This is a genomic window from Helicobacter winghamensis ATCC BAA-430, assembly GCF_028751035.1.
Lineage (GTDB): Bacteria > Campylobacterota > Campylobacteria > Campylobacterales > Helicobacteraceae > Helicobacter_D > Helicobacter_D winghamensis.
This window is the reverse complement of the sequence record NZ_CP063533.1, coordinates 352,789-376,777: the sequence shown is the minus strand read 5'-3', so window position 1 is coordinate 376,777 and position 23,989 is coordinate 352,789. Positions and strand designations below refer to the sequence as shown.

Below are 23,989 nucleotides of genomic sequence, written 5' to 3'. Positions count from 1 at the left end.
AGATTGTAGCAAAACTTTAGCCTTTTGTAAAACTATTGATCCCCTTTAAACAAACCATCAATTTTCATTTGTGTAACCCAATGTTTTTTATAGAGATAGTGCAAAATATCATCAGGCAACCCCTTTAATTGTTTGGGAACATTCACATAGATTGCATTTGTAAAGCCAGAAATTTTTACAAATCCATTCTCAACTTGCATTTTTCGCATATTTGTCGCATTAGGGATATAAGTTTCACATTGCTTACATTTATGATACATATACGCATCATTAGCCATAAAATCATATAATTTTTCAACAGCTTCATCAAAATTTTTGCATTTAAAAATATTAGGAAGTTTATCTTTAATTTCTTTTAAAAACCCTTCCATAGAACAGCAAGAAATCAATGTCCCATCAACCAAAACAAGCACCGTATAATACATACATAATCCGTGAATATACTCCCCCTTATACCCTCTTCCTCTTCTGACAATTCCCTTTTCTGAAAGATCACATTGAAATCCCTTGCGGATATTATTAATTCCTTCTTTAGAATAAAACTCAAATAAATTCTCAAACTCCCCCTTATTAGCTTCTTGCTCTACATAAGAAACACTAACATGCATTCCACTTTTTTTAGCAAGAATAGGAGCAAAAATAGCTGTTTTATAATTTCCTTCTTTTGCGCTTCTTACTTGCTTATAAGATTCTTCTGTTACTGAATCAATGCTAATATCCACCTCATCAAGCCCAGCTTCCCTTAAAAGCTTAACTTTATCAGCACTCATCAAAGCCCCATTGCTTGTTAAGACAACATACAACCCCTTTGATTTACAATACGCAATAATATCTAATATTCTAGGATGCATTAAAGCCTCTCCTGGTGCTGAAAGCAGGATTCTTTTTAATCCATACTCAACAACTTTATCTACAATTTCAACAACTCTTTCATAGGGCATATCCTGCTTCAGCTCAGAATTATCTGCAAAAAATTTACCATTTAAATAACCATCTCCGTGATAAGGACACATTGGGCAAGTATAATTACAACGATTTGTTAAGTAAAGCTTGACATTTGTAGCTTTATATTTAGAAAGTAAAGATTTTGAGATAAATTCTACCTGTTCTTTAGGTAAAACTTTAGGGATTTCTCCATTAAAATTATTTTTTGCTATCCATGGAGATTGCGTAAGTAACAAAGAGTGATTAGAGTAATTTACCCCCCCCCCGCCACTTTCTTTAGTTAAACCACCTTCTATTATGCTTTGAGTTTTATTAAAATTTTCATTAGTAATACAAAAACTCTCACCTTTTTTCTTCATTTCCAAAAAAATATCATTTAACATCTTTGGTACCATTTTAAGCTTCCTTAGGATCACATAGAATACAAATTCATTACAAAATTTAGCAGAAATTGTAGCAAAACTTTAGCAAGAATCAGCAAGCTTTAGCGATAATTCCCTATAATTTCAAGCAAAAAGGATGACAATGCAAACAACAAATCAGTGGGACACTTCCTTTATAAATGGTGAAAACTCCATTTTCTACCCCCACAATGAACTTTTAAGATTCCTAAATCGCTTTATCAAAAAACAAGTTGCTTTTAAGCAATTTATGCCAATTTATGCCCCCCCCCCACAGATAAATCCCTAAAAGCTCTAGATTTTGGCTGTGGCAATGGCAGACAAACTTTACTTCTCTCTGAATTTGAAATAGAAGCTTATGGAGTTGATATTTCAAAAACCGCAATAGATCAAGCACAATCCCTAGCAAAAAGCCTAAATCTAACCGCCAACTTCCTAATCTCTAATGGAACAACTCTACCTTTTGGAGATAACTTTTTTGACTTCTCAATTAGTTGTGGTGTGCTAAATTGTATGCCCCTTGAAATAGCAATCCATTTTTTAAACGAACTTGCACGCGTTACCCAAAAGTATTGCTTTCTGACCCTTCTTGGCAAATCTGATTCCACCCTTGGCTATACAATGCAAGACAAAAGTATTTTTAAGCCAATCATGTTTCGCTCAACACAAGAAAACATCACAGAAATGCTAAAACATACACCCTTCACATTAAAATGGGGAGAAAAAACTGTACATTCCAGTCTTTCAAACAATCTTGAAAGCACCTATTTTACGCTAGTTTTAGAAAAATAACTTCTAAAATCCAAAAGTGGAACACCATTTGCTTTATCCTTTGCAAATTCAAATTTTTGCAAAGGATGCATAATGAGTTATAGGATATACACCAATGTTAATGCGTTAAATGCGCATACTTCAGGAATTGTGAATAACCGCAATATGGCAAATTCACTTGAAAAGCTAAGTTCAGGGCTTAGAATCAACAAAGCAGCGGATGATGCTTCAGGTATGGCTATTGCTGATAGTTTGCGCTCTCAAGCAGCCGCGCTAGGACAAGCCACAAGAAATGCTAATGACGCAATTGGTATCATTCAAACTGCCGATAAAGCAATGGATGAGCAAATTAAAATCTTAGATACCATTAAGACAAAAGCAACACAAGCCGCACAAGATGGTCAAACAACAACAACCAGAAACGCATTACAAAGCGACATTTTACGCCTTATGGAAGAGCTTGACAACATTGCAAACACTACAAGCTTCAACGGTCAGCAAATGCTATCAGGTGCTTTTACAAATAAAGAATTCCAAATTGGTGCATATTCTAACACCACAGTTAAAGCTTCAATCCAGCCTACAAATTCCCATAAGATTGGGCATGTCCGCTATGAGACAGGTGGGGACTTAGCTCCAAGTGCTGGCGCTACAAACTTGGGCGAAGTTACACTTAAATTTCTAAATACAGATGGAACAAACAATTATGCCATTGAATCTGTAAAAATCTCTACAAGCGCTGGAACAGGGATTGGTGCATTAGCAGAAGCAATCAATAAAAACTCTGACACACTAGGTGTGCGTGCAACTTATAGTGTTATGGGACAAGGAGCTGGACCAATTGCTTCTGGAACAATCCGTGGCTTAGTAATTAATGGAATCTCTATTGGAGATATTAATGATGTCCAAAAGAATGATTATGATGGAAGGCTTATTAACGCAATTAATGCGCAAAAAGAGCGCACTGGCGTGCAAGCTTCTCTTAGTATCTCTGGAGCATTACAACTCACAAGTGTAGATGGGCGTGCAATTTCTGTTCAAGTTACAAGTGGTTCAGCGGTAATGAATGGCGCAACACAAGGTGGGGGAACACTAACAGGTGGCTCTTTTGATGGAGTTTCTGGGACAACACACGCAATTGTTGGTCGTTTAACTCTAATCCGTTTAAACGCTAGAGATATTCTAGTTTCTGGAACAAACTTCTCACAAGTGGGCTTACACTCAGGTGCAGCTTTCCAAGCAGGAACTGGACTTGCACAATACACGGTAAATCTTAGAAGTGTTAATGGTGAGTTTGATTCTAACATTGCTTCAGCCATTGGAGCCAATGCAAATGGTGCAGTTGCCGCAATTAATGCTAATGGAATCGGGGCTGGCGTTACAAGCCTAGAGGGTGCAATGGCAGTTATGGATATGGCACAATCTGCACAAGAGCATTTAGATAAAATTAGAGCAGATTTAGGTTCTGTGCAACAACAACTTGTAGCAACAATTAACAACATTACAGTTACACAAGTTAATGTGAAATCCGCAGAATCTCAAATCCGCGATACTGACTTTGCCGAAGAATCCGCTACATTCTCTAAGACAAATATCTTAGCGCAATCTGGTAGCTTTGCTATGGCACAAGCTAATCAAGTGCAACAAAACATTCTTAAACTTCTTCAATAATTTAAAGCCCTTTTTTAGGGCTTTTTTTCTAAAATACTTCCATACCATCGCATTATTTTAAGGATATATTATGCAAACAGAAGAATCCCTAAACCCTCGTTTTGATAAAAACATAGAAGCTCTTTTAAAAGTTAATCCTTTGCTTGCTGCGCAATTAAAAACGCTGGAAGTCAATAAAAAATACGAAGTCTATATTGGCGAAGATCCCCTTAATATCAATATTTATGATAAAGAAAATAAAGTTGCTCTCTATCAAAAAAGCCCACTAGAAGAAACATTGGATAAGATGAAAGAATTTGAACCTTTTAAACTCCATCCATTTTTTTACTTTTTTGGTTGCGGAAATGGCGTTTTTTATAGGCTTTTACTCAATGAACACAAGAAATCTATCCAAAAGGTTTTTGTCTTTGAGCCAGAATTAGAGTTAATTTACATTGCATTAAACTTTGCGGATTTTTCTGAGGAAATTCTTAATGGAAAATTCCTAATCTTTTGGACAAACACAACAACTTTTGGAGAACTTGATGAATTTTTAGTTTTGGATGGGCAATGGATTTACTCGCGCATTTATAATCTCCATTTATTCAACAGTTACTATGGACGCTACTCTGATGAATGTTTAAAAATTAATGGAATCCTAACAAGAAGCTTAGAACATCATATTATCGCTGTTGGCAACGATTCTGCAGATGCACTAATTGGATTAGAACACCATTTGCAAAATCTCCCTACAATGATTACAACCCCATCGTTAAAAAATTTTGTTAAAAGCGCAAAAACAACAAGCACAGCGGTGATTGTATCCACTGGACCTTCTTTATACAAACAACTTCCTTTGCTTAAGGAACACGCAGATAAAATCACTATTTTTAGCGTGGATGCAAGCTTCCCTATTCTTGTCAAACACGGAATCAAACCTGATGTTGTTGTAACACTAGAACGCGTAGAGCCAACTGCAGACTTTTTTCTAAAAACTCCACAAGAAGCACAAGCCGGAATTGTTTTTGCGCTCACAAGCATTGTGCATAAAGCCACAGATTCCGCAATTACAAAAGGAATTAAAACATATAGTATGCGCCCCTTTGGCTACACAAGATTTTTTGATTTAGCAGATTATGGTTATGCAGGGATTGGAATGAGCGCAGCTAATATGGCATATGAACTTGTGGTGCATTGTAAATTTGAAAAATGTGTGTTTATCGGACAAGATTTAGCCTTTGGCGAAGATGGTAAAACGCATTCTAAAGATGCTATTTTTGGAGAAAAAGAAGAGCATTATAAACCCGCAACTAATATTTTTGATAAAATCTTTGTGCCAGCTTATGGAGGAGAAGGCGTAGTTGAAACAAGCAGGGTTTGGAATATGTTTTTAAACTTCTTTGAAAAGGATATTGCACAAACCCCTTACGCACTCGAAGTTATTAATGCAACAGAGGGCGGAGCTAAAATTTCTGGAACTAAAGAGATTCCTTTTAAAGAAGTGTTAGAATCTTTGCCTAAAATTAAAAAAGAGCAAATTAAACTCACACCCCCGACAAAAACAGAAATTGAGAACTCCCAAAAACATATTAAAGAAAAAGTTAGAGAATTCTTAGAATATGGCTACAAAACAAAAAAAGTTGTGGAGGATACTTTTTTAAGAGTGGTTAAAATGACAGAGGAATTAGAACACCTTAATCGTGAGAATAGACTAGAAGAAATCAATTTTCAAGAAATAGGAGATATTTTAGAAAAAATTGATGATATTAAAGATTTTTTCAAAGAAGATATTTTTATCAAAGTTTTCTCCGATGCAGTGCAAAGCTATATTGTGCATCAAGAATTAGAGTTTGCTAAAATCGTTGTGCGTCCAGTGCATACACTCATTGAAAAGCAAGTCAAACAAATTGACTGGCTCTATGCGCATAAATTTTGGCTTTTCTCTCTTGCTGGCGGAATGGACGCAACGCTAGAAGTAGCAAAACGCGCCATTAAAAGCTGGTTTAGCAAAGAAGAATTAGAAAAAATTGAAAAGTTAGCAGAAGATTACAAAAAGGATTCCAAATGACAATCCTTTATGCGCCATCTTTTAGAGAGGATTTTGACTTGCTTCACGCAAACTGCCTTTGCACATATGATCTTCAAATTTTAGAAATACTTTATACTCAAAAATGTGGGGGGGGGGGGCATAATAAAATCCTTTATCTACCCCACTCAAAAACTCCCACAAAATACAATAAGGTTATTTTAGAAGCCCTAGATTATTGCTCTATTACACAAATTTCAAACTTGCAAAAAGCAAAAGAGGCAGAAATTTTAATCACAGATACTTCCAATCTTACCCTAGCCTTTAGCTTGTCTTTTTTAAAACCTAGTCTTTTATATCTTCCTGCTTTTACCACCGTTGATTTTGGCAATGATAGACTCTATGCAGCACTTCAAAAAATTGCCTTTGTTACAACTTCATTAAAAGAGCTAAAAGCCACATTAAACGCATTAGAATTCACAAAAGATTCCAAACTAAAAGAAATCACAGAATTTTTACAGGGAGATTTATTATGACAGAAGAACAAAAACTTCTAGAGGAGTTCAATCAACGCTCAAAAGAGCATATTCAAAGATTTATTAGCAAGGATAAGAAAAATATTGCTGTGGTTTCTTACTATCCCACTTATCGCTCACAATTTGGAAATCTTATTACAAAACTCAAAGAAAAATATAATGTTATCACTATTGTTGATAGAGTTTTAAATGATGATTTTGAAAAAAGCGGACATCACAATGTGTTTTTTCCTTGGAGAGTTACAGAAGCAAATCAAACTTATTATCCTAATGTTGATATTGAAGAAATTGATTTGATTCTTGTGGCAGATCAAGTAGGCTATGAAGATGGCAGAATTGATAGAGAATTTTTAAGCAAACGCGCAAAAAGAATCTATTTTCCCCATCGTGCAACCTGCGTTTGTGGTGCAACGGCTACGATGGATTATATTATTGTTCCCTCTAAAACAGCAATGCAAGGCTTTCAATATCGCCTAAAAGGCAATCCACAAGTTAAACTGCTTCCAAGCGGATACCCACAACTTGACAAAGCCTTGCAAGAATACCAATATACTCCTAAAAATACAATAACCTATGCGCCAACATTACGCTATGTTGAAAATGACAGAAATGCGCGTATCAATGCCTTTGCGGGAAGTGAAATCACATTTTTAGAATGGCTTTTAGAAAACACAAATTACAATATCTCATATCGTGCCCACCCTCTTAATTACAGCATAGGGCACTACTTCTATCGACTCATCAATGCAAGTTTCGCAGAAGAAGCACGCTTTAGCATTGATGCGAATATGGGGAATGCATTTTTTAACTCCACAGATTTTTTAATCACAGATTGGAGCACCACAAGCTTTACTTATTCTTACACCACTTTACGACCTAGTTTTATGTTTATGCCAACTCCCCTAGATTCTAATTTAGAAAATGACGGGGGTTATATCTTAGAAAATCATCACGCAAAAAATCTAAAAGAACTTAAAACATTCTTAGACAATATAGACTTTACCAAGGAAGCACAATATTTTAAAGCCTTGCGTGATGAAAATATGTATAATCTTGGACACTCCGTTGAAGCAATCTTGCAAAATATTGAAGAGATTTTGGAAGGCAAACTTTGAAAGCCATTATTTTGTGCGCTGGACAAGGCACACGATTACGCCCTTTAACTCTCAACAAGCCTAAACCCCTTTTGGAAATTAAAGGGAAAACCCTTTTAGAAAATGCGATTTTGCATTTAAGAAAATGTGGAATAGATGAAATTATCATAGTTACAGGCTATAAACACCATCTTTTTGACCTGCTAGAAAAAAAGCTGAATTTTAAAAAAGTGGTGTTTGAAAACTATGCCTCCACAAACTCCGCTGCTTCTTTAAAATGCGTGCAAAAGGAAATCACAAAAGGCACTTTTATTTTAAATGGGGATTTATTTTTAACAAGCACCTTTCAAGACTCCTTTGAAACACAAATCAAATGGGGTGCTTCACAATTTCTAGCACAAAAGATTCTGCACGAAACACCTTCTTGGGGATATATCACAGATGAAAATTGTAAGCTTTTAGATATTGATATAAATGCAACAAGCGGTTATGGAGATGGAATCGCATTTTTTGATAATGAGCAAGATTTAGAAGTTATAAAAAATTCCCTAAATCAATGTGATGATAACGAATATTGGGAAGCTTGTATTTTAAAATCTATGGATAAAATTAACTTTTATGTTTTTGGTTTAGACTCCTTATATACCGAAATTGACTCTTTTGAAGACGCCCTTGTTTCTAAACTCATCACTCCAGAAGAAATTGCAAAGCAATGTGCTGATGACAATGAAGCAACAAGACTTTTTAGTGTTACAAATATTAATTATAAAATCAAATTTTTAGGAGAAGAGAAAGTTATTAGGATTCCACGCAACAACAGAGATGCAGTCATTAACACAGAGCAAGAACAAAAAATCACAAAGCTTTTAGGAGAGAACATCACACCCCAAGCAGAGTTTTATCCAAGCAATATTAAACTTACAACTTTTTTACAAGTCTATAAGCCTCTAACAAGAGAGCAGCTAAACCTAGCCACACTAGAAAAACTTATTAGCACAATCCAAACCTTGCACAACTTTAAGCACAAAAACCACCCTAACTTTTCAAAAATTCTTTTAAGTAATGAGATTAAGACATATGAATCCCTAGCCAAGATCCCGCTTTTAAGCAAACAAGAGCACAAAATCATCACCCAAATTGCAAAAGAGGCGGATTTAAAAGAATCTGTGCTATGTCACAGAGATTTACAGCTTCCAAACATTCTTTATAATGCACAAGATTCCACAATCAAACTTATTGACTTTGAATTTGCAGGCTTTTGCACTCCCATTTGGGAGTTTGGAAATCTAGCAGGCGAACTTGAATTGAGCAAAGAACAAATTAGGCTTATCCTAAAGCTAGTGTCAAATCTTACCTACAAGGAAATTCTACAAGGCAAGCTACTCTCTAGCTATGTGTGGGCGTTGTGGAGCTGGTATTATGATTGCATTCCACTAGGTAGGGAATATCTTATGCGCTTGCATTGCACCCTAGAAGAATTACAATGCGTGCATTAGGGCATTTTCTAGCCTTTGCTAGCGTATTTTTGTGGTCTAGCCTTTATGTGAGCGTTAAGATTCTTTTAGAAGTCTTTAGCCCACTTGAGCTGTTATTTTTACAATTTATTATTGGTTATTGCTTCTTGCTTCTTATTGCCCCAAGACTTTTAAAATCAGCCCTTAAAAGCGAGCTTTACTTCCTACTAGCTGGACTTTGTGGAATCACAATTTATAATCTTTTCTTAAATCTTGCAATGGATATTTCTAAGGCTTCAAATGTTAGTGTCATTATCGCAACTGCGCCACTTTTTACTGCATTGCTTGCAAACTTTTTAAAAATTGAAAAACTTTCTTTTGTCTTTTTTCCCGCCTTTGTTTTGTGTATGAGCGGAATTGTGCTTTTGAGCTACGAAGAAGGGGGATTTGCGTTTAATCCTTTAGGTGATACACTAGCATTTCTCTCAGCACTTGGTTGGGCAGCTTACTCGCTTTTAATCCTTAAAATAATGCAAAAAGCAAATAACCTCATCCTAGTTACAAGGCGCATTATCTTTTATGGAATCTTAGGAATGCTACCTAGCTTTTTCTTTTTGGATTTTTCGCCAAATCTAGCAAATTTGCTAGATTTAAAAGTTACCTTAAACTTACTTTTTTTATCACTTTTTGCTGGAGGATTATGCTTTCTTTTATGGAATCGCGCCACATTATTAATTGGTGCGGTAAAGACAAATATTTATGTGTATTTAACGCCTATTATTACCATTATTACTAGCTTTTTTGTTTTAGAAGAAAGACTTTCTATGCTAGCCTTAGTTGGTGCATTTTTAACACTGCTTGGGGTAATCTTAGCAGAATCTAAAATTTCAAAAAACCTAAAACAAAAGCTATCACAGCTCCTTCGCGCAAACCCTCATCAACCACCAAGCATTCCTTAAACCCTAAGGCTTCCATAAAGCAAGTAAATAGCGCGATTCCAAAAGGCACAACATCAGCCTTAAACTCCCCAAAACGCGCGATTTGCGATTCCTTATCAAGCCTTAAAAACTCCTGCAACATTGCTTCAAAATCATCCCTTACAAGAGTTTTCCCAAACACTGCCTTAGAATCATATTGATCCAAGCCAAGTTTAAAGGCGCACACAAGCGTTGGCGTGCCACTATTTGCCACAAGAAACTTTGGGATCGCTCCCTTTTTCTTACAAGACTCCACAAACTCCACAATCTCCCTTAAAAACTCATCTTTACGCGCCTTTAAATTCTCCACACTCTTAAATCTATCTTTTGCACTCACAATCCCTATTTCAAAACTTTTTGCAAGCTCCATTTCTACACCACACACGACAAACTCGCTACTAGCTCCCCCCATATCTATTAGCAAAAAGCAATCTTTATCGTATTTTGGGTTTTGTACCTTTAACTTCTCTAGTGCGATTTTTGGGGCTAGAGTTGTGATTTTTGCTTCCATTTCACCATTAACAACGCGGAATCTAATCCCACTTTTTTCAAAAATCTCTTGCAAAACTGCTTCTTTATTGCGTGCTTTACGCATTGCTTGCGTGGTGAGCGCCACCACCTTATCTGCACTAGCAATTTCTAGGGATTGGCACATTTGCAACAAGCCATCTACAATGCGACAAACTGCTGCTTTGCAAATCTCACCACTTGTTTCTAAACCCTCTGCCGTCCGCACCGTGCAATCCCACTCTTTTAAGACTACAAACTCCCTATCATTAGAGTTTTCAATCACTTTCATACGCACACCGCGCAAAGAATTGCTCCCTAAATCAATCCCTATAATTTCCATTATTCCCCTTACACTTTAGATTCCAACTTCATCACAAAGCAATGCACACCCTGTTTGTAAAAATACTCTAGCTTAAAATGGTGCAACTCTAGCACGCCTTTAACAATCCCAAGCCCAAGCCCATAGCCAGAAATTAGCGCGTGTTCCTTATCGCGTGAAAAAGGCTCAAGATAGTATGCAATCTCTTGCTGCAAGGCTTCTCCATTGTTTTTTACAGCAATTCTCTGCTCCCCATTCTCCACATAAGCCCTTAAAATCACCTTTCCACCACTTTTATACTTAAACGCATTTTCAATAAGATTCCTTAAAGCAATGGATAAAAACTGCAAATCTCCGCGGATTTTAAAATTTTCTTCAAGCATAATCTCTAAATCTTCTTCGATAAACAACTGCTCCAAAGTCCTAAGAAACAGAGTTTCTACATCAAAATCTTCTAAGTGAAGCAAATCCTTGCCTTCTTGAATTTTCTCAAAAGTTAGAATTTGACTGCTTAAATTATCAAGATGATGAATACATTTGCTAACTAAGCCTTTTTGTGGATTTTCAGGCATAAGCTCCAAAGCTAGCTTTGCCTTAGAAATAGGCGTTTTTAGCTCGTGGGCAATATTTCTTAGTACAAATTCCCTTGCTAGCATTAGCTTAGAAATCTTTTTACACATTGTGTTAAAACTTCGCGCAAGTTTTGCTTGCTGTGGTTCTTTTGGCACAGGAATGTGAGTTTGATAATTTCCTTGACTAAACTCTTCTAAGCCACTTTGCAAAACTTTTAAAGGGTGCAATAAAGCCAAAATCATAGAAAAAGTTAAAAGTAGCACCAAAAAATCTAAAAATATCCAAACATTTAACCCGCCATTATCCGCAAGTTCCACGCTAAAATCCCTAAATGCAATTAATTCCATTCCCAAATACTCAAGATGGAATCCATAATTTTGTTGCACCTTAAAAACTTGCATTAGTCCAAAAGTGTTTTTACTCTGTGTTAAAATCTGCGCATTAGACGGAAGTGCTTTAATAGGCTTAAACTCAAATGCATTAATTAGCCTTTCTACGCGCGCTATATCACCGCGCATTAGCTCCATTAGAGATTGTTGCGCAAAAAATGTGGTTTGCTTCAAAATAGCTTCTTCATTCTTTTTTAGCGTATTAAGATTTGCAAGATAAGTTACGATTCCACCTATGCCAAGCGATAGCACAAACAGCAAATAAATTTGCACAAATAAAGGTGGAATCCAATTTCTTAATCGCAAAATTTATATCCTATTCCCCAAACAGATTGAATGTATTTTGGCGTCTTAGCATCATCACCTAGCTTTGCTCTTAGGTTTCTAATGTGTGTATCAATGCTTCTTAGCGAAGAATCAGGAGCAATGCTTGCAATAGCTTGCGATAAGGAATTGCGCGAAAAGGGCTTTCCCTTGTGTAAAAAAAGCAAATTTAAAATTTCAAATTCCGCGGGAGTTAGTTCAATAGCGATTCCTTCCACCTTTACCTTGCGTTTTGTTGAATCAATCTCTAAGTCCTTATAAGTTATGCTTTGCGTTTTTGTGTATCGCTTAAGTAACGCATTAATGCGCGCAACAAGCTCCAAAGGCTCATAAGATTTTGCCAAATAATCATCAGCCCCATTTTTAAAACCTAGCATTTTGCTACTAATATCCCCACGCGCAGAAGACATAATAATAGGTATATCGCTTATCTCCCTAATTCTCTCACACAACTCCAAGCCATCCATTTCAGGTAGCATAATATCAAGCACAGCTAGATGGAATCCTTTTTGCTGTTTAATCCACTCTATCGCGGTGTTTGGGCTATCTGTGGTGATAACTTCCATTCCGCTTTGTTGCAAATAATCTTGCAAAAGTTTTTGCATTTCTAAATCATCTTCTACGATTAAAATCTTATACATTAGCCTTCCCTTAGTTTTTCAACACTCACTCATTAAGCATTTCTATCAATTTTTCAGTCTGTTTTTCCCCTAAGATTCCAACTACTTCACGATAAAAAGCTATCTTCGCTAAAATGTATTGCTCACTCACTTCTTTTAGTGATTCCACATATCGCGTAAGATTTGTTTCTTTTTGTTGCAGGGCAATGAGCATTTTATCCCTAATGCGATAATTGTTTTGCATATACACGCGCTTTTGTGTATAAAACTCCCCCACTGCTTCTCTTAATAAGTCTTGCTTTGTTGTATCAAATTGCATTGCTTGCAAGGCTTCAGTAATCTCCTTTGCACCCATAAATTGCACAATAAAACACAAAGATAGAATCCAGCGCATAAATCCCCTTAATATAAATTATGTGATTTTATCCAAGCACTTCTTAATTAAGAAGTAGAATTAATTTATATCAGTATTAAATAAGGATGTGGTTGGTAGAAATCTATTTTTTGTTTTACCTTTTTGTTTTTTCTCTTTAAAACTCTCCCTAACTTTATGGAGTTGTAACTCATTTTGCGCTTCTTGGATATAGTCTCTATAATTTGCAATTCTATGTTTTGCAAACTCTAAATAATTTTGAGAATTATCAATCCCTATAAATTCACAATTTAGAATCTTTGCTGCAATGCCACTTGTGCCACTCCCGCAATAAGGATCAAGCACAACCCCACTCTTTTCATTTAAAATAGAAAATATACAACGCAAAGGCAAAGCAAGCGGAAAAGGAGCTGGGTGAGCGTTGTTGCTCTCTGGGCGTATGCGCCAAATAGAGCTTAAAAGTGCGTGCCTACTTTGCAACTCTTCTCCAATTAAGTTTTTACCCTTTGGTTTTTGTAGCCAATAAATTCTCTCTTCAACTTGCCAAAATCTCCAACCACGAATATTTGCTGCAATCCCCCTATCCCAGATAATCTCCTGTCTTAGATTCCATTGTGTTTTTACTATCCATTCTAGTGGATGGATTAATCTGCCTTTTTCCCAACGAATTTTATGGTTATAAAAAAAGCTTCCTCCCTCTTTTGTTACCCTATACACTTCATCAAGCACCGCAATTTGACTCTTTTGATAATATTCTTCATCTAGCTTGTCACTTGTAGCATCATAAATCACATTTTTGACAAGCCAGCCTTTTTTATTTTCTTGTTTATTATAAGGTGGTGAAGTTACTCCTATATCCACACTATTGCTTTGTAATTTTTGTAATTCTTTTAGTGCATCTCCACACACTAACATACAAAATCCTTTAGAAATTTAAAAAGGCTTTTTTCTAAAAATTGTTGATAAATTTCTAATTCTTTGCAAACATAAATAATGCGTATATGCGCGTCCTTATAGTGCTTAAAGCTAAAGCTTGCACTCCGCAAATATTGCCCCGTTACATCTCCATTTGGAAATCTCTTGGTAAGTTGCTCCTGTAAATGTGTCAAAAAACTAGTGGATACAAAAGGGAATTCTAAACAATAAAGCATTTTTCCATCTACAAATCCGCTAATAACTAAATTTAAATGAGATTCTTTGTCTCTATTAAATCTCCCCCAAGTATAATCAGTAAAATTCCCTCCGCCATTTAACTTTTTTGTTGAATTAGAACGAATATTTTTAGGCTTTGCCTCACAATTAATAGGCTCACCAAAACTATCTTGCCTAAAACCATTAAATCCAATTTTTTCTGTATTATGCGTATATCCCGCAAGAGAGACACTTAAAATCTCCCTAATTGTAGAGCTATTCTTATCATTAATATAAAGTGTTAGAAGTTCGCTTAATAACGCAATCAAAGTATCCTTTGATTGCCCAAGCAAATGCGTGCTAAAATTGATATGAGAATCTAAAGCATAAATTTTAATCAATTCTTGTAAATTTTGCGTCATTGATTTACCTTATATCCAAAAATTAAGGCATTGTAGCTAAAATCTCTTAAAAAATACGCAAGCAAGTTTGACAAAAAGAAAGATTTAATAAGTAATTTTGGAATGCTTCTTGCTTAAACATTAAAAGATTTTAGCGAAATAAGGACATTACGCGATGAAAATAACAAAACTCTTAATGCTCTGCGTTATGGTTACGCTCCCAGCTTTTAGCGCAAAAGTGAGTGATTTAGCAAACATTGTAGGTGTGCGTGATAACCAGCTTATTGGCTATGGTTTGGTTGTTGGCTTAAATGGAACAGGAGATAAAACAACTTCAGCTTTTACAATGCAATCTATCTCAAATATGTTAGATAGCGTTAATGTAAAGGTAGATGCAAACGATATTAGCTCTAAAAATGTCGCTGCTGTTATGGTGACTGCAAAACTCCCAGCCTTTGCAAGACAAGGTGATAAGATTGATATTTTAGTTTCAAGTATCGGCGATGCAAAATCACTTGAAGGTGGAACACTGCTTCTAACTCCACTTAGTGGTTTAGATGGTAGAATCTATGCTGTGGCACAAGGCGCAGTAGGAATCGGAGGCAAAAGCGAGAGAGGTGGAAGCGCGAACCACCCCTTAGCTGGTGTTTTGCCAAATGGAGCAACAGTGGAGAGAGAGGTTAGCTATGATTTATATAATAAAATCAACGCCACACTAAGCTTAAAGGAATCTAATTTCCAAAACGCAATCCGCATTCAAAGAAGCATTAATGCTGCCTTTGCAAACTCAAATTCACAAGATGGGCAAACACAAGGCACACAAGCCCCTATTGCAACAGCCATTGACCCGCGCACAATCAAACTCCAACGCCCACAAGAAATGAGTATGGTAGAGTTTTTAGCACGCGTGCAAGAGATTGATATTGACGCCATTAAAGAAGATAAAATTATTATTAATGAACGCACAGGCACAATTATCGCAGGAATGGGCGTAGAAGTTACACCCGTAGTTGTTACGCACAATAATATTACCATTAAAGTAAGCAATGAAGCAATTAACGACCCAGAAGCTGTAAATATGGGCAATGGAGCAACATTTAGCGCAACAGAAGCAATGGTAAGCGCACAAAATAACCCAACAATTTCAAGTGTAACTAGAGCATTACAAAGAATGGGAGCAACTCCAAAAGATATGATTGCTATCTTAGAAACAATGAAAAAAGCAGGCGCGTTTAACGCCGACTTAGAGATCATCTAAAGGATAAAAATGCAAATTGATTTTAATGGAATTAGTGGATATTCTAAGGAATTACTTAACGCGGCAAAATCTACACCAACCATTCAAAAAACAGATGATGACTCAAGGTTAAGAGAGCAAACAGATGCCTTTGAAGCACTCATTTTAAAGCAAATGTTAGATATTTCTTTAAAAATGGACGATACACTTTATCCAAAAGCTCCCGGACACGATATTTATGAATCAATGTATCGCGATACGCTTTCAGAATCTCTAAGTGGTAGCTTTGGCTTTAGTGATTTACTCTTTGATTACCTAAAAGACTTACAAGGCAAACAAGGAATCAAGGCTTAAGCGTGATTGATGAACATTTATTAGAATCCTTAAGCAGTAGTGATAAGGAATCCTTTGCAAAGGGTTTAAAAAAGCTTATCACACAAACTTATGAAGTAGAAAAAGAGTTTGTAGAGCTAAAAGCGCTCTTTGAAGAAGTGCTAGATGTCTTGCCAACAGCGATTTGGGTGCTAGAGCAAGAAGGTGAGATTTTTTATCAAAACAGCCTAGCGTGCGAAATACCAGAACTCTTAGAAAAGCTTGATTTCTCTCAAAATAATCGCCAAGAAATTGAACTTCCAAACAGCAGAGTTTATCTTGTGCAATCTAACACCAAGCTCAATAAGCGCATAATATCCGCCACTGATATTACAAGCGAGAAGCGCAAAGAACGCTTAGCTTCTATGGGACAAATCTCCGCCCACTTAGCACACGAAATCCGCAATCCCGTAGGCTCTGTTGCCCTACTCGCTTCTACACTTATTAATCGCGTGGATTTAAAAAACAAGTCCCTTGTGCTAGAGATTAAAAAATCCATTTGGCGCGTAGAACGCATTGTAAAAGCCACTTTGCTTTTTTCAAAAGGCGTGCATTGCAATAAAAGCAAAATTGATTCTCAAAACATTGAAGATGAACTTAACGAATCCATTAGCCACTACACTTACTCTAAAGATATTATTTTTGATTTTAAGTTTAATAAAACAGAATTTGAAGCGGATTTTGATTTGCTTTGTATTGTGTTACAAAATTTCCTATTTAATGCCATTGACGCCATTGAAGAGGGCGAAAACGAAAAAGGGCTTGTAGAGATTAACTTTTATAACACAGATAAACACGCACTCTTTGAAATCTATGATAATGGCAAGCCTATTGAAAATCCAGAGATTCTTTTTGAACCCTTTAAAAGCACTAAATTAAAAGGAAATGGCTTAGGGCTTGCACTCTCTTTGCAAATCATTGAAGCACACAATGGAAGCATTACACTCTTACAAAATGGCAAAAAAGGCTTCGCAATAAAAATCCCACACGCCTAAATTTTGCTTAGGATTAAGGCATTTTTAGTTAAGATTCCCTTAACTATTTTATAAAAAAGGGTAAATATGAGTGAAAATATCCAAAAAATGCAAAATGTAAAAAGCATCCGTGAAGTCAATCTTAAAGACAAGCGTGTTTTAATCCGCGTAGATTTTAATGTCCCTATGGATAGCGAACTTAATATTAGTGATGATACAAGAATCCGCGAAGCAATTCCTACAATTAATTATTGCATTGACAATGGCGCAAAATCTATCATTCTAGTTAGCCACTTAGGGCGACCACAAGGCAAAAGCGATTCCTTTTCTTTAAAAAACATTTTAAAACGCCTAGAACGCTTGCTTTCAAAAGATGTTGTCTTTGTAGATAGCTTAGAAAATGCGCAAGTTACGCTAAATACGCTTGTAGATGGTAGCATTGTTTTACTAGAAAATATCCGCTTTTATGAAGGCGAAGAAAAAAACGATTCTGCTCTCTCCCAAAAACTTGCAAGCCTTTGTGATGTTTATGTTAATGACGCCTTTGGAACTTCTCACCGCAAGCACGCTTCAACCTATGGAATCGCACAATATGCGCAAGAAAAAGTTGCCGGCTTACTCCTAAAAAAAGAAATTGATTCTTTTGCTGTTGCACTCTCTAATCCTTTGCGCCCACTATTATTGATTGTTGGCGGTTCTAAAGTATCCTCTAAACTCACGCTTTTAAATTCTATCTTAAATGTTGTGGATAAAATCATCATCGGTGGAGCGATGAGCAATACTTTCTTAAAGGCAATCGGTTATGATACAAAGGCTTCTTTGACCGAAGATAACTTGCTTGAAGATGCTCGCAGCATTCTAAGAAGTGCTAAAGAAAAAGGCGTAAAAATTTATCTGCCCGTAGATGTTGTAGCAACTGATGATATTAAAGATCCAAAAGTAGTGAAAATTATCCCTGCACAAGATATTCCAGATAATCTAATGGCAGCAGATATAGGACCAGCAACCGTGAAGCTCTTTAATGAAGTGATTAAAGATTGTGAAACAATTGTTTGGAATGGACCACTTGGGGCTTATGAAACGCAAAAATTCTCACGCGGAACTTTTAGTATTTCACACGCGATTGCTGATACCTATGCTTATAGTATTATTGGAGGTGGAGATACAGCAGATGCAGTAGATAAAGCAGGAAATAAAGATAGTATGAGCTTCACTTCAACAGGCGGTGGAGCAAGCTTAGAGTTACTAGAAGGTGAAGTGCTTCCAGCATTTGAAGTTTTAGATAAAAGAGTATAAGAATGGACGAACCCCAGAATATTCTAAAAACGCTAAACTAAAGGGGATTATTCTCCTTTAGAATCTTAAAGGAGCAATAATGTTAAATCTATTTATTAAACGCAATGGAATGGTTGTAAGGGAGAGCATTCAATCCATAGAAGCCATTGACGCAAGCTCTGATGTGCTTTGGATTGACTTACTGCACCCAAGCGCACAAGAAATTGCTTATATTTCAAAAACCTATCTTTTAGATATTCCAACCAAAGAAGAAAGGGAAGAAATTGAAGAATCCGCGCGTTATTGGGAAGATAGCGAGAGCGTAACTATTAACACCTATTTCTTAACGCGCCCTAATGAAGAGAATATTTTACACAATGAAACCATTACTTTTTTGCTTACACACAATATCCTTTTTACCGTGCGTTATAGCGAGTTTAAAGTCTTTGATGAAATCCAACAACGCGTGCTTGCAAGCCCAAAAAACTTTGAAGATGGATTTGATTTAATTTCAAAAATCTTTGAATTAAGGGTAGAAAAAGATGCGGATATGCTAGAGAGTATCGCCAAGCAAACGCGTCTTTTACGCCGCGCAGTTGTGTTTGATAAAAAGCTAGGTGATGATATATTAGAAAATTTATCTATTTTACAAGAAATGCACCTAAGCTTGCGCGATAGCCTCTTTGACAAAAGACTTGCAATTACTGCACTTTTACGCACAAATAAAGCCGATTTAGAAGTCAAAAAAGATTTAGGAATTGTGCTAAAAGATATTAACTCTCTAGTAGAATTTACCAATGTTAATATGAATATTTTAGACAATATCCAAACTCTCTTTTCTAGCCAAATTAACATTGAGCAAAACAAAACCATTAAAATTTTCACTGTTGTAACTGTGGCAATGATGCCTCCAACACTAATTTCAACGATTTATGGAATGAATTTTAAATATATGCCCGAGCTTGAATGGACTTATTCTTATCCCATAGTTTTAGGTGTTATGATTATCTCAACCGTTCTTCCGATTCTGTATTTTAAAAAGAAAAAATGGCTGTAATATGGAATCTAAATTTTTGGGATTTTAAATTTTACAGACAATAAGGAAGAAAAAATGTTTGCATTTTTCAAGTTGCTTTTTCTTGTTTGAAAAATTTAAAATCCTAGAAGTTGTAATGCAAAAACTATCTAAAAGTTAGAATCCAAAAACAGATTCCAACTTTTTAACCTAAACTAAAGACTAGCCTGCAACAGAGCATTTAGGCGTTTTACAAACGCATTGACATCTTTAAGCTTACCACTCTCAAGCAATTTTGCTTCTTCAAGCAATAAATGCGCAATTTCCTTTGTTTTCTCACTATTTTTGCTCTCTAAAAGACTTGTTAAAATCGCGTGATTAGGATTAAGCTCTAAAATCGGCTTAGACTCTGGCATATCCCCTTGCATTCCCATTTGACGCATCATTTTTAACATTGCGTTATTTTGATCATCAGCTTCTACCACACAAGAGGGTGCATCAACTAATCTAGCACTTAAGCGCACTTCTTGCACCTCATCACCTAAAGCTTCCTTGAAAGTCTCCAACAAGCCCTTAAATTTCTCTTGTGTTTGATCATCAATGCTAGCTTCTCCTAAATCTTCCAAAGCTTCCTTAGAAGTAATCGCACGCAATGGTGTTTTATCATACTCTTGCACCATAGGCATTACGATTCCATCTATCTCATCGCCAAAGAGCATTACTTCAATGCCTTTTTTATTAAACGCATCAAGCAAAGGTGAGCTCTTAAGCAGCTCCAAATTCTCCCCTTGCAGATAGTAGATTGCCTTTTGCCCATCAGTCATTCTCTCTTTGTATTCTTTAAAAGAAATTTCTTTACCCTCACTCTTAGTGCTACTAAAGCGCAAAAGCTCCAATAATTTTTCTTTGTTTTCAAAATCGCTATAAACACCCTCTTTTAAACATCTACCAAACTCTTTATAAAACTTAGCGTATTTTTCTGTATCTTTCTGCAAAGCTTCAATCTCGCTTAGAATCTTTTTTGTAGAAGCAGATTTAATCGTAGCTAGGATTCTATTTTGTTGCAAAATCTCACGGCTTACATTAAGCGGTAAATCTTCGCTATCAATTATCCCCCTTACAAAACGCAAATAAGGCGGTAAAAGCTCCTTATCATCATCGGTAATAAACACACGCTTCACATACAGCTTCACGCCACTTTTATAATCCACGCGATACAAGTCAAAAGGCGCAGTTTGTGGAATATAAAATAAAGTTGTGTATTCTAAAGTCCCCTCCACCCTTGTGTGTATCCAAGAAAGTGGCTCACTAGAATCATAACTCAAAGTTTTATAAAACTCTTTGTATTCTTCATCTTTTAAATCTTTCTTTGCCACACGCCAAAGAGCTGAAGCCTTGTTGATTTGTTCGCATTTTTGCTCTATGACTTCCTTTTTATTTTCCCCTTCACCCTCGCTTTTGCTCTCAGTAAAATGCAAGAAAATAGGGAAAGGAATATGATCAGAGTATTTTTTGATAATCTCTTCTATACGCCAACGGCTTGTAAATTCCTTTTCATCATCTTTTAAATATAGCTTAATCTCACTTCCGTGCGATTCTTTCTCACAAGGCTCAATATCAAACTCCCCACTCCCATCACTAATCCACGCATACGCTTGACTCTCCCCTGCTTTTTTGGTTGTTACTATAATCTTGCTTGCCACCATAAAAGCAGAATAAAACCCAACACCAAATTGTCCAATAAGTGCGGAATCCTTTTTCTTATCGCCACTAAGTTTTGATAAAAAGTTTTTTGTCCCACTCTTTGCAATCGTTCCTAAATTCTCTATTAAATCCGCTTCATTCATACCCACACCGCTATCACTAATTGTTAGCGTGTTTTTCTCACTATCAAAGGCTATGTCAATTCTAGGCGTGAAGTTTAACGACTTTAGTTTCTCATCTGTTAGCGTTAAGTATTGCAATTTATCTAGCGCGTCTGAAGCATTGCTCACAAGCTCACGCAAAAAAATCTCTTTATTAGAATACAAAGAATGTATCATTAAATCCAAAAGTTGATTCACTTCGGTTTGAAAAGTATGTTTTGCCATAAATATCCTTTTTTGAAAAATTTTCGCGCATTATAGCAAAAAAATAGAAAAAATCAATAACCTTTATATTACTAATATCAACTTTATTTAGCTTAATAAAAATAATATTTTATATTTAGCTACTATAAACCTTTAAAAATGGGATTAAAAAATAAATGATAAAAGCAAAAGTTATAAGAAAACGAAGTTTTGCAACTCCGCAGAGTTATGGAGTTGCAATTTTAAGAAGTGTCAAAGCAAGAAAGTCTTTAATTACTGCTTTAAGCCTAGCAGTGTGTTTAGCACTTGATCGGCTGTGGTAATAGATTTAGAGTTTGCTTGGAATCCTCTTTGCACCACAATAAGCTGTGTTAGACCACGGCTTAAATCTGCGTTACTCATCTCAAGCTTAGATGCTGCAACACTAGCACGACCACCTGTTCCAGCCGTTCCTATTGTTGCGCGTCCAGAGTTTGCTGACTCTGCAAAAAGATTGCTTCCGCTCTCTTGTAACCCTTCGTAGTTTGCAAATGTTGCAATTGCCACTTGTGCTAAAGCTAGATTTTGCCCATTATCAAAACTTCCTATTAAAGTTCCTGTTGCGTCAAAATAATATTCTTTCAAAACGCCAGAAGCATAGCCATCACCATTAACATTTTGTGCTTGGGATTCCCTAGAAGTGCTTGTAAGTCCATCAAACCCACCGCCTTTTCCAAAGTCTAGTTCAATATTTTGTGGGAATGAAGCCCCTGTATTTGGCTTAAACTGAATGCTAGATGGATTTACCCCTAATAGCTCTCCATTTTCCCCAAAGGTTACACTACCGCCTTCTAAAATATTTGGGCGTTGCGCACTAGAGCCAATAAGTTCTGCTGGCTCTGGCACAATAATCCGGAAGCTCCATTCTGAATCTCCCACTTTTTCAAACTGCATTGTAAATTCGTGTTTATTTCCTAAACTATCATAAATATCCACAGTTTGTGCAAATGTAGCCATTCTTAAACCCGCTGTTGTTGTAACTTGTCCGCCTTCTACTAGCACACCTGTATTCATTGCTTTCATTTGATTTTTGAAAAGCACATTTGTTGTGTTGTTTTCATCGTTAAAGGCAGAAACAAAGATATTTAAGCTATCAAATTCTGGATTGTGGAATCCACCCGGACCAGCTGTTGCACTTGCTTTAATCCCATCATCTTGGTTATTTATCTCAAATTGTCCAAGACTATTTAAAGTAATCTTAACTCCATAAGCACTCTCGCCATAGTTATCTGGAACCCTACCTGCATTTTGCCCTGCCGCTTGCCCATAAGCAGTAGAATCTCCACCAAAGGCTTTTACGCGGTTTGCATCGTGCTGCATAAGTATGCGCAAATCTTCTGTGCTTCTAAACTGCCCATCATCTAAGCTTGGTGTTGTTTGCTTGCTATATCTGTATTCAAAAGCAGTGGTAACGGTTGCATCAGCATCATTACCCCCAAAACCACCACCATCAAAGATTCCGTTATTAAATCCTGTTGCACGGATATTTTTATTTCTACCATCACCATCAAGTTGATTTTTGTTTTGCAAAACTAATGTGTCGCCTTGTATGATTGCTTCTACACCTGTTTTGTCTTTATAATTATTAATCGCTCTTTGCGCGGCTAACAAGTGGCTAGAACCATTTGCAGTAGGATCATTTGTCCAAGTGATTTCTTGCCCATTAATATTAACTGTTGTTGTAACCGCACCTGCTGGTATGTTTCCTCCAAGCTCCAAAGGCTCTGCCGTAGCTGTTTGATAACTTATCCAAATCCCCTGTCCTTCTTGCAAGCGCATAGCCTCCCCAGCGTCATTAAACATTACTCCCATATCTTGTGGGATTTCGTGTTGCTTATCTGAGGTATCATAAAGCCTATCTAAGCCTCCTGCTACATAATTATTCGCACTTGAGCTATCAAGTGGGCTTGGACAACCGATATTTTCTGTTTTATTCCCACTTGTTAAATTGATATTCCCTACAACCACACCTGTTTTTTTAGCTGGGATTGTAAGGCGTGGATCAATGGTAATATTCCCAACAGGACCTGTGGAATCCACACGATTTAAAGAATCGCTTCCACACGCACAATTGAGTTTAGATAAATCTCTAACCCAACCTTGCACAATAAAACCGCTAGTATTTACGAGATTCCCTACTGCATCAAACATAAATGCACCATCTCTTGTATACATATTAGAATATCCGCCATTGTTACTAACAACAAACATTCCTTTGCCCTCTAATGCCAAATCTCCCTTTCTATCAGTATTCTGCAAAGAACCCTGCTCAAAAATTTTAGTTGTTGTTTCAATTCCAGTTCCAAGCCCAACAGAAAAATCATTTACCCCGCCATAACCAGCATAAGGAATCGTAGCAGAACGCTTTGTTTGACTAACCATAGTAGAAAAATCTGCTCTAGAATATTTAAAGCCCGTTGTATTGACATTTGCAATATTGTTTGACTCAACATCTAATGCAATTTGATGCGCTTGCATACCACTAACGCCTGACCATAAAGATCGTAACATTTG

At 36.3% G+C, this 23,989-nt stretch carries 22 protein-coding genes; 13 read left to right on the top strand and 9 right to left on the bottom strand.

Annotated elements, in window-relative coordinates; translation table 11 throughout:
• Nucleotides 1–32: 32 nt before the first annotated feature.
• Nucleotides 33–1,340 (bottom strand): radical SAM protein, encoded by a 1,308-nt coding sequence (locus tag IP358_RS01925; RefSeq protein WP_370525625.1) that lies wholly within the window; start codon nt 1,338–1,340, stop codon nt 33–35.
• A gap of 130 nt (nt 1,341–1,470) precedes the next feature.
• On the opposite strand from IP358_RS01925, the gene IP358_RS01920 reads away from it, so the two are divergent.
• The 8 genes from IP358_RS01920 (at nt 1,471) to IP358_RS01885 (ending at nt 9,836) form a co-directional block, all read left to right on the top strand.
• Nucleotides 1,471–1,635, top strand: a complete 165-nt coding sequence (locus IP358_RS01920; protein WP_156777712.1) for a hypothetical protein — start codon at nt 1,471–1,473, stop codon at nt 1,633–1,635.
• Nucleotides 1,593–2,138, top strand: a complete 546-nt coding sequence (locus IP358_RS01915; protein ID WP_083781371.1) for a class I SAM-dependent methyltransferase — start codon at nt 1,593–1,595, stop codon at nt 2,136–2,138. Before IP358_RS01920 ends, IP358_RS01915 begins: the two co-directional genes overlap by 43 nt.
• Nucleotides 2,139–2,210: 72 nt before the next feature.
• Nucleotides 2,211–3,788: a flagellin B gene (locus IP358_RS01910; RefSeq protein ID WP_006801965.1), complete on the top strand. Its 1,578-nt coding sequence runs from the start codon at nt 2,211–2,213 to the stop codon at nt 3,786–3,788.
• Between the two features lie 70 nt (nt 3,789–3,858).
• The gene (locus IP358_RS01905; protein WP_101357048.1) at nt 3,859–5,835 is read left to right on the top strand and encodes a motility associated factor glycosyltransferase family protein; all 1,977 of its coding nucleotides are present in this window, start codon (nt 3,859–3,861) and stop codon (nt 5,833–5,835) included.
• A complete protein-coding gene (locus IP358_RS01900) occupies nt 5,832–6,329 on the top strand; it encodes a hypothetical protein (RefSeq protein WP_101357047.1) in 498 nt (165 codons plus the stop codon). The genes IP358_RS01905 and IP358_RS01900 overlap by 4 nt, the downstream gene beginning before the upstream one ends.
• On the top strand, nt 6,326–7,444 hold the full coding sequence (locus tag IP358_RS01895; protein ID WP_006801969.1) for a CDP-glycerol glycerophosphotransferase family protein: 1,119 nt from the start codon (nt 6,326–6,328) through the stop codon (nt 7,442–7,444). Before IP358_RS01900 ends, IP358_RS01895 begins: the two co-directional genes overlap by 4 nt.
• The gene (locus tag IP358_RS01890; RefSeq protein ID WP_006801970.1) at nt 7,441–8,919 is read left to right on the top strand and encodes a sugar phosphate nucleotidyltransferase; all 1,479 of its coding nucleotides are present in this window, start codon (nt 7,441–7,443) and stop codon (nt 8,917–8,919) included. Before IP358_RS01895 ends, IP358_RS01890 begins: the two co-directional genes overlap by 4 nt.
• On the top strand, nt 8,907–9,836 hold the full coding sequence (locus tag IP358_RS01885; RefSeq protein WP_006801971.1) for a DMT family transporter: 930 nt from the start codon (nt 8,907–8,909) through the stop codon (nt 9,834–9,836). The genes IP358_RS01890 and IP358_RS01885 overlap by 13 nt, the downstream gene beginning before the upstream one ends.
• Here the strand turns inward: IP358_RS01885 and IP358_RS01880 are convergent.
• Genes IP358_RS01880 through IP358_RS01855 form a run of 6 tightly spaced genes read right to left on the bottom strand, consistent with a single transcriptional unit; the run spans nt 9,757 to nt 14,515 of the window.
• Nucleotides 9,757–10,704, bottom strand: coding sequence for a Ppx/GppA phosphatase family protein (locus tag IP358_RS01880; RefSeq protein WP_006801972.1), 948 nt, complete (start codon nt 10,702–10,704; stop codon nt 9,757–9,759). The two genes, IP358_RS01885 and IP358_RS01880, sit on opposite strands and share 80 nt — an antisense overlap.
• Nucleotides 10,705–10,712: 8 nt before the next feature.
• Nucleotides 10,713–11,951: an ATP-binding protein gene (locus IP358_RS01875; RefSeq protein WP_006801973.1), complete on the bottom strand. Its 1,239-nt coding sequence runs from the start codon at nt 11,949–11,951 to the stop codon at nt 10,713–10,715.
• A complete protein-coding gene (locus tag IP358_RS01870) occupies nt 11,942–12,610 on the bottom strand; it encodes a response regulator transcription factor (protein ID WP_006801974.1) in 669 nt (222 codons plus the stop codon). The genes IP358_RS01875 and IP358_RS01870 overlap by 10 nt, the downstream gene beginning before the upstream one ends.
• A gap of 25 nt (nt 12,611–12,635) precedes the next feature.
• Entirely contained in the window at nt 12,636–12,983 is a 348-nt protein-coding gene (locus tag IP358_RS01865; RefSeq protein ID WP_006801975.1) for a hypothetical protein, read from the bottom strand.
• A gap of 60 nt (nt 12,984–13,043) precedes the next feature.
• Nucleotides 13,044–13,877, bottom strand: coding sequence for a DNA-methyltransferase (locus tag IP358_RS01860; RefSeq protein ID WP_040498259.1), 834 nt, complete (start codon nt 13,875–13,877; stop codon nt 13,044–13,046).
• Nucleotides 13,871–14,515 (bottom strand): hypothetical protein, encoded by a 645-nt coding sequence (locus IP358_RS01855; protein WP_006801977.1) that lies wholly within the window; start codon nt 14,513–14,515, stop codon nt 13,871–13,873. The genes IP358_RS01860 and IP358_RS01855 overlap by 7 nt, the downstream gene beginning before the upstream one ends.
• A 154-nt stretch (nt 14,516–14,669) precedes the next feature.
• Here IP358_RS01855 and IP358_RS01850 point away from each other — a divergent pair, with 154 nt between their 5' ends.
• The 5 genes from IP358_RS01850 to corA all read left to right on the top strand — a co-directional run bounded on the left by IP358_RS01850 (nt 14,670) and on the right by corA (nt 19,409).
• A complete protein-coding gene (locus IP358_RS01850) occupies nt 14,670–15,752 on the top strand; it encodes a flagellar basal body P-ring protein FlgI (RefSeq protein WP_040498260.1) in 1,083 nt (360 codons plus the stop codon).
• A gap of 9 nt (nt 15,753–15,761) precedes the next feature.
• Nucleotides 15,762–16,085, top strand: a complete 324-nt coding sequence (locus IP358_RS01845; RefSeq protein WP_006801979.1) for a rod-binding protein — start codon at nt 15,762–15,764, stop codon at nt 16,083–16,085.
• 2 nt (nt 16,086–16,087) lie between these two features.
• The gene (locus IP358_RS01840; RefSeq protein ID WP_006801980.1) at nt 16,088–17,098 is read left to right on the top strand and encodes a sensor histidine kinase; all 1,011 of its coding nucleotides are present in this window, start codon (nt 16,088–16,090) and stop codon (nt 17,096–17,098) included.
• Between the two features lie 66 nt (nt 17,099–17,164).
• Nucleotides 17,165–18,373, top strand: coding sequence for a phosphoglycerate kinase (locus tag IP358_RS01835; protein ID WP_006801981.1), 1,209 nt, complete (start codon nt 17,165–17,167; stop codon nt 18,371–18,373).
• Between the two features lie 79 nt (nt 18,374–18,452).
• Nucleotides 18,453–19,409: a magnesium/cobalt transporter CorA gene (gene corA / locus IP358_RS01830; RefSeq protein ID WP_006801982.1), complete on the top strand. Its 957-nt coding sequence runs from the start codon at nt 18,453–18,455 to the stop codon at nt 19,407–19,409.
• Between the two features lie 173 nt (nt 19,410–19,582).
• Here the strand turns inward: corA and htpG are convergent, their stop codons facing one another.
• Both htpG and flgE read right to left on the bottom strand, forming a co-directional pair.
• Nucleotides 19,583–21,457, bottom strand: a complete 1,875-nt coding sequence (htpG, locus tag IP358_RS01825) for a molecular chaperone HtpG (protein ID WP_006801983.1) — start codon at nt 21,455–21,457, stop codon at nt 19,583–19,585.
• A 252-nt stretch (nt 21,458–21,709) separates the two neighbouring features.
• Complete coding sequence (gene flgE / locus IP358_RS01820) at nt 21,710–23,986, bottom strand: flagellar hook protein FlgE (protein ID WP_006801984.1); 2,277 nt, start codon at nt 23,984–23,986, stop codon at nt 21,710–21,712.
• Between the last annotated feature and the right edge of the window lie 3 nt (nt 23,987–23,989).

What these genes read in the sequence shown, in the direction of transcription:
- IP358_RS01925 (WP_370525625.1), bottom strand. Translation starts at nt 1,340, where the DNA reads ATGGTACCAAAGATGTTAAATGATATTTTTTTGGAAATGAAGAAAAAA.
- IP358_RS01920 (WP_156777712.1), top strand. Translation starts at nt 1,471, where the DNA reads ATGCAAACAACAAATCAGTGGGACACTTCCTTTATAAATGGTGAAAAC.
- IP358_RS01910 (WP_006801965.1), top strand. Translation starts at nt 2,211, where the DNA reads ATGAGTTATAGGATATACACCAATGTTAATGCGTTAAATGCGCATACT.
- IP358_RS01905 (WP_101357048.1), top strand. Translation starts at nt 3,859, where the DNA reads ATGCAAACAGAAGAATCCCTAAACCCTCGTTTTGATAAAAACATAGAA.
- IP358_RS01900 (WP_101357047.1), top strand. Translation starts at nt 5,832, where the DNA reads ATGACAATCCTTTATGCGCCATCTTTTAGAGAGGATTTTGACTTGCTT.
- IP358_RS01895 (WP_006801969.1), top strand. Translation starts at nt 6,326, where the DNA reads ATGACAGAAGAACAAAAACTTCTAGAGGAGTTCAATCAACGCTCAAAA.
- IP358_RS01885 (WP_006801971.1), top strand. Translation starts at nt 8,907, where the DNA reads ATGCGTGCATTAGGGCATTTTCTAGCCTTTGCTAGCGTATTTTTGTGG.
- IP358_RS01880 (WP_006801972.1), bottom strand. Translation starts at nt 10,704, where the DNA reads ATGGAAATTATAGGGATTGATTTAGGGAGCAATTCTTTGCGCGGTGTG.
- IP358_RS01870 (WP_006801974.1), bottom strand. Translation starts at nt 12,610, where the DNA reads ATGTATAAGATTTTAATCGTAGAAGATGATTTAGAAATGCAAAAACTT.
- IP358_RS01865 (WP_006801975.1), bottom strand. Translation starts at nt 12,983, where the DNA reads ATGCGCTGGATTCTATCTTTGTGTTTTATTGTGCAATTTATGGGTGCA.
- IP358_RS01860 (WP_040498259.1), bottom strand. Translation starts at nt 13,877, where the DNA reads ATGTTAGTGTGTGGAGATGCACTAAAAGAATTACAAAAATTACAAAGC.
- IP358_RS01855 (WP_006801977.1), bottom strand. Translation starts at nt 14,515, where the DNA reads ATGACGCAAAATTTACAAGAATTGATTAAAATTTATGCTTTAGATTCT.
- IP358_RS01850 (WP_040498260.1), top strand. Translation starts at nt 14,670, where the DNA reads ATGAAAATAACAAAACTCTTAATGCTCTGCGTTATGGTTACGCTCCCA.
- IP358_RS01845 (WP_006801979.1), top strand. Translation starts at nt 15,762, where the DNA reads ATGCAAATTGATTTTAATGGAATTAGTGGATATTCTAAGGAATTACTT.
- IP358_RS01835 (WP_006801981.1), top strand. Translation starts at nt 17,165, where the DNA reads ATGAGTGAAAATATCCAAAAAATGCAAAATGTAAAAAGCATCCGTGAA.
- corA (WP_006801982.1), top strand. Translation starts at nt 18,453, where the DNA reads ATGTTAAATCTATTTATTAAACGCAATGGAATGGTTGTAAGGGAGAGC.
- htpG (WP_006801983.1), bottom strand. Translation starts at nt 21,457, where the DNA reads ATGGCAAAACATACTTTTCAAACCGAAGTGAATCAACTTTTGGATTTA.
- flgE (WP_006801984.1), bottom strand. Translation starts at nt 23,986, where the DNA reads ATGTTACGATCTTTATGGTCAGGCGTTAGTGGTATGCAAGCGCATCAA.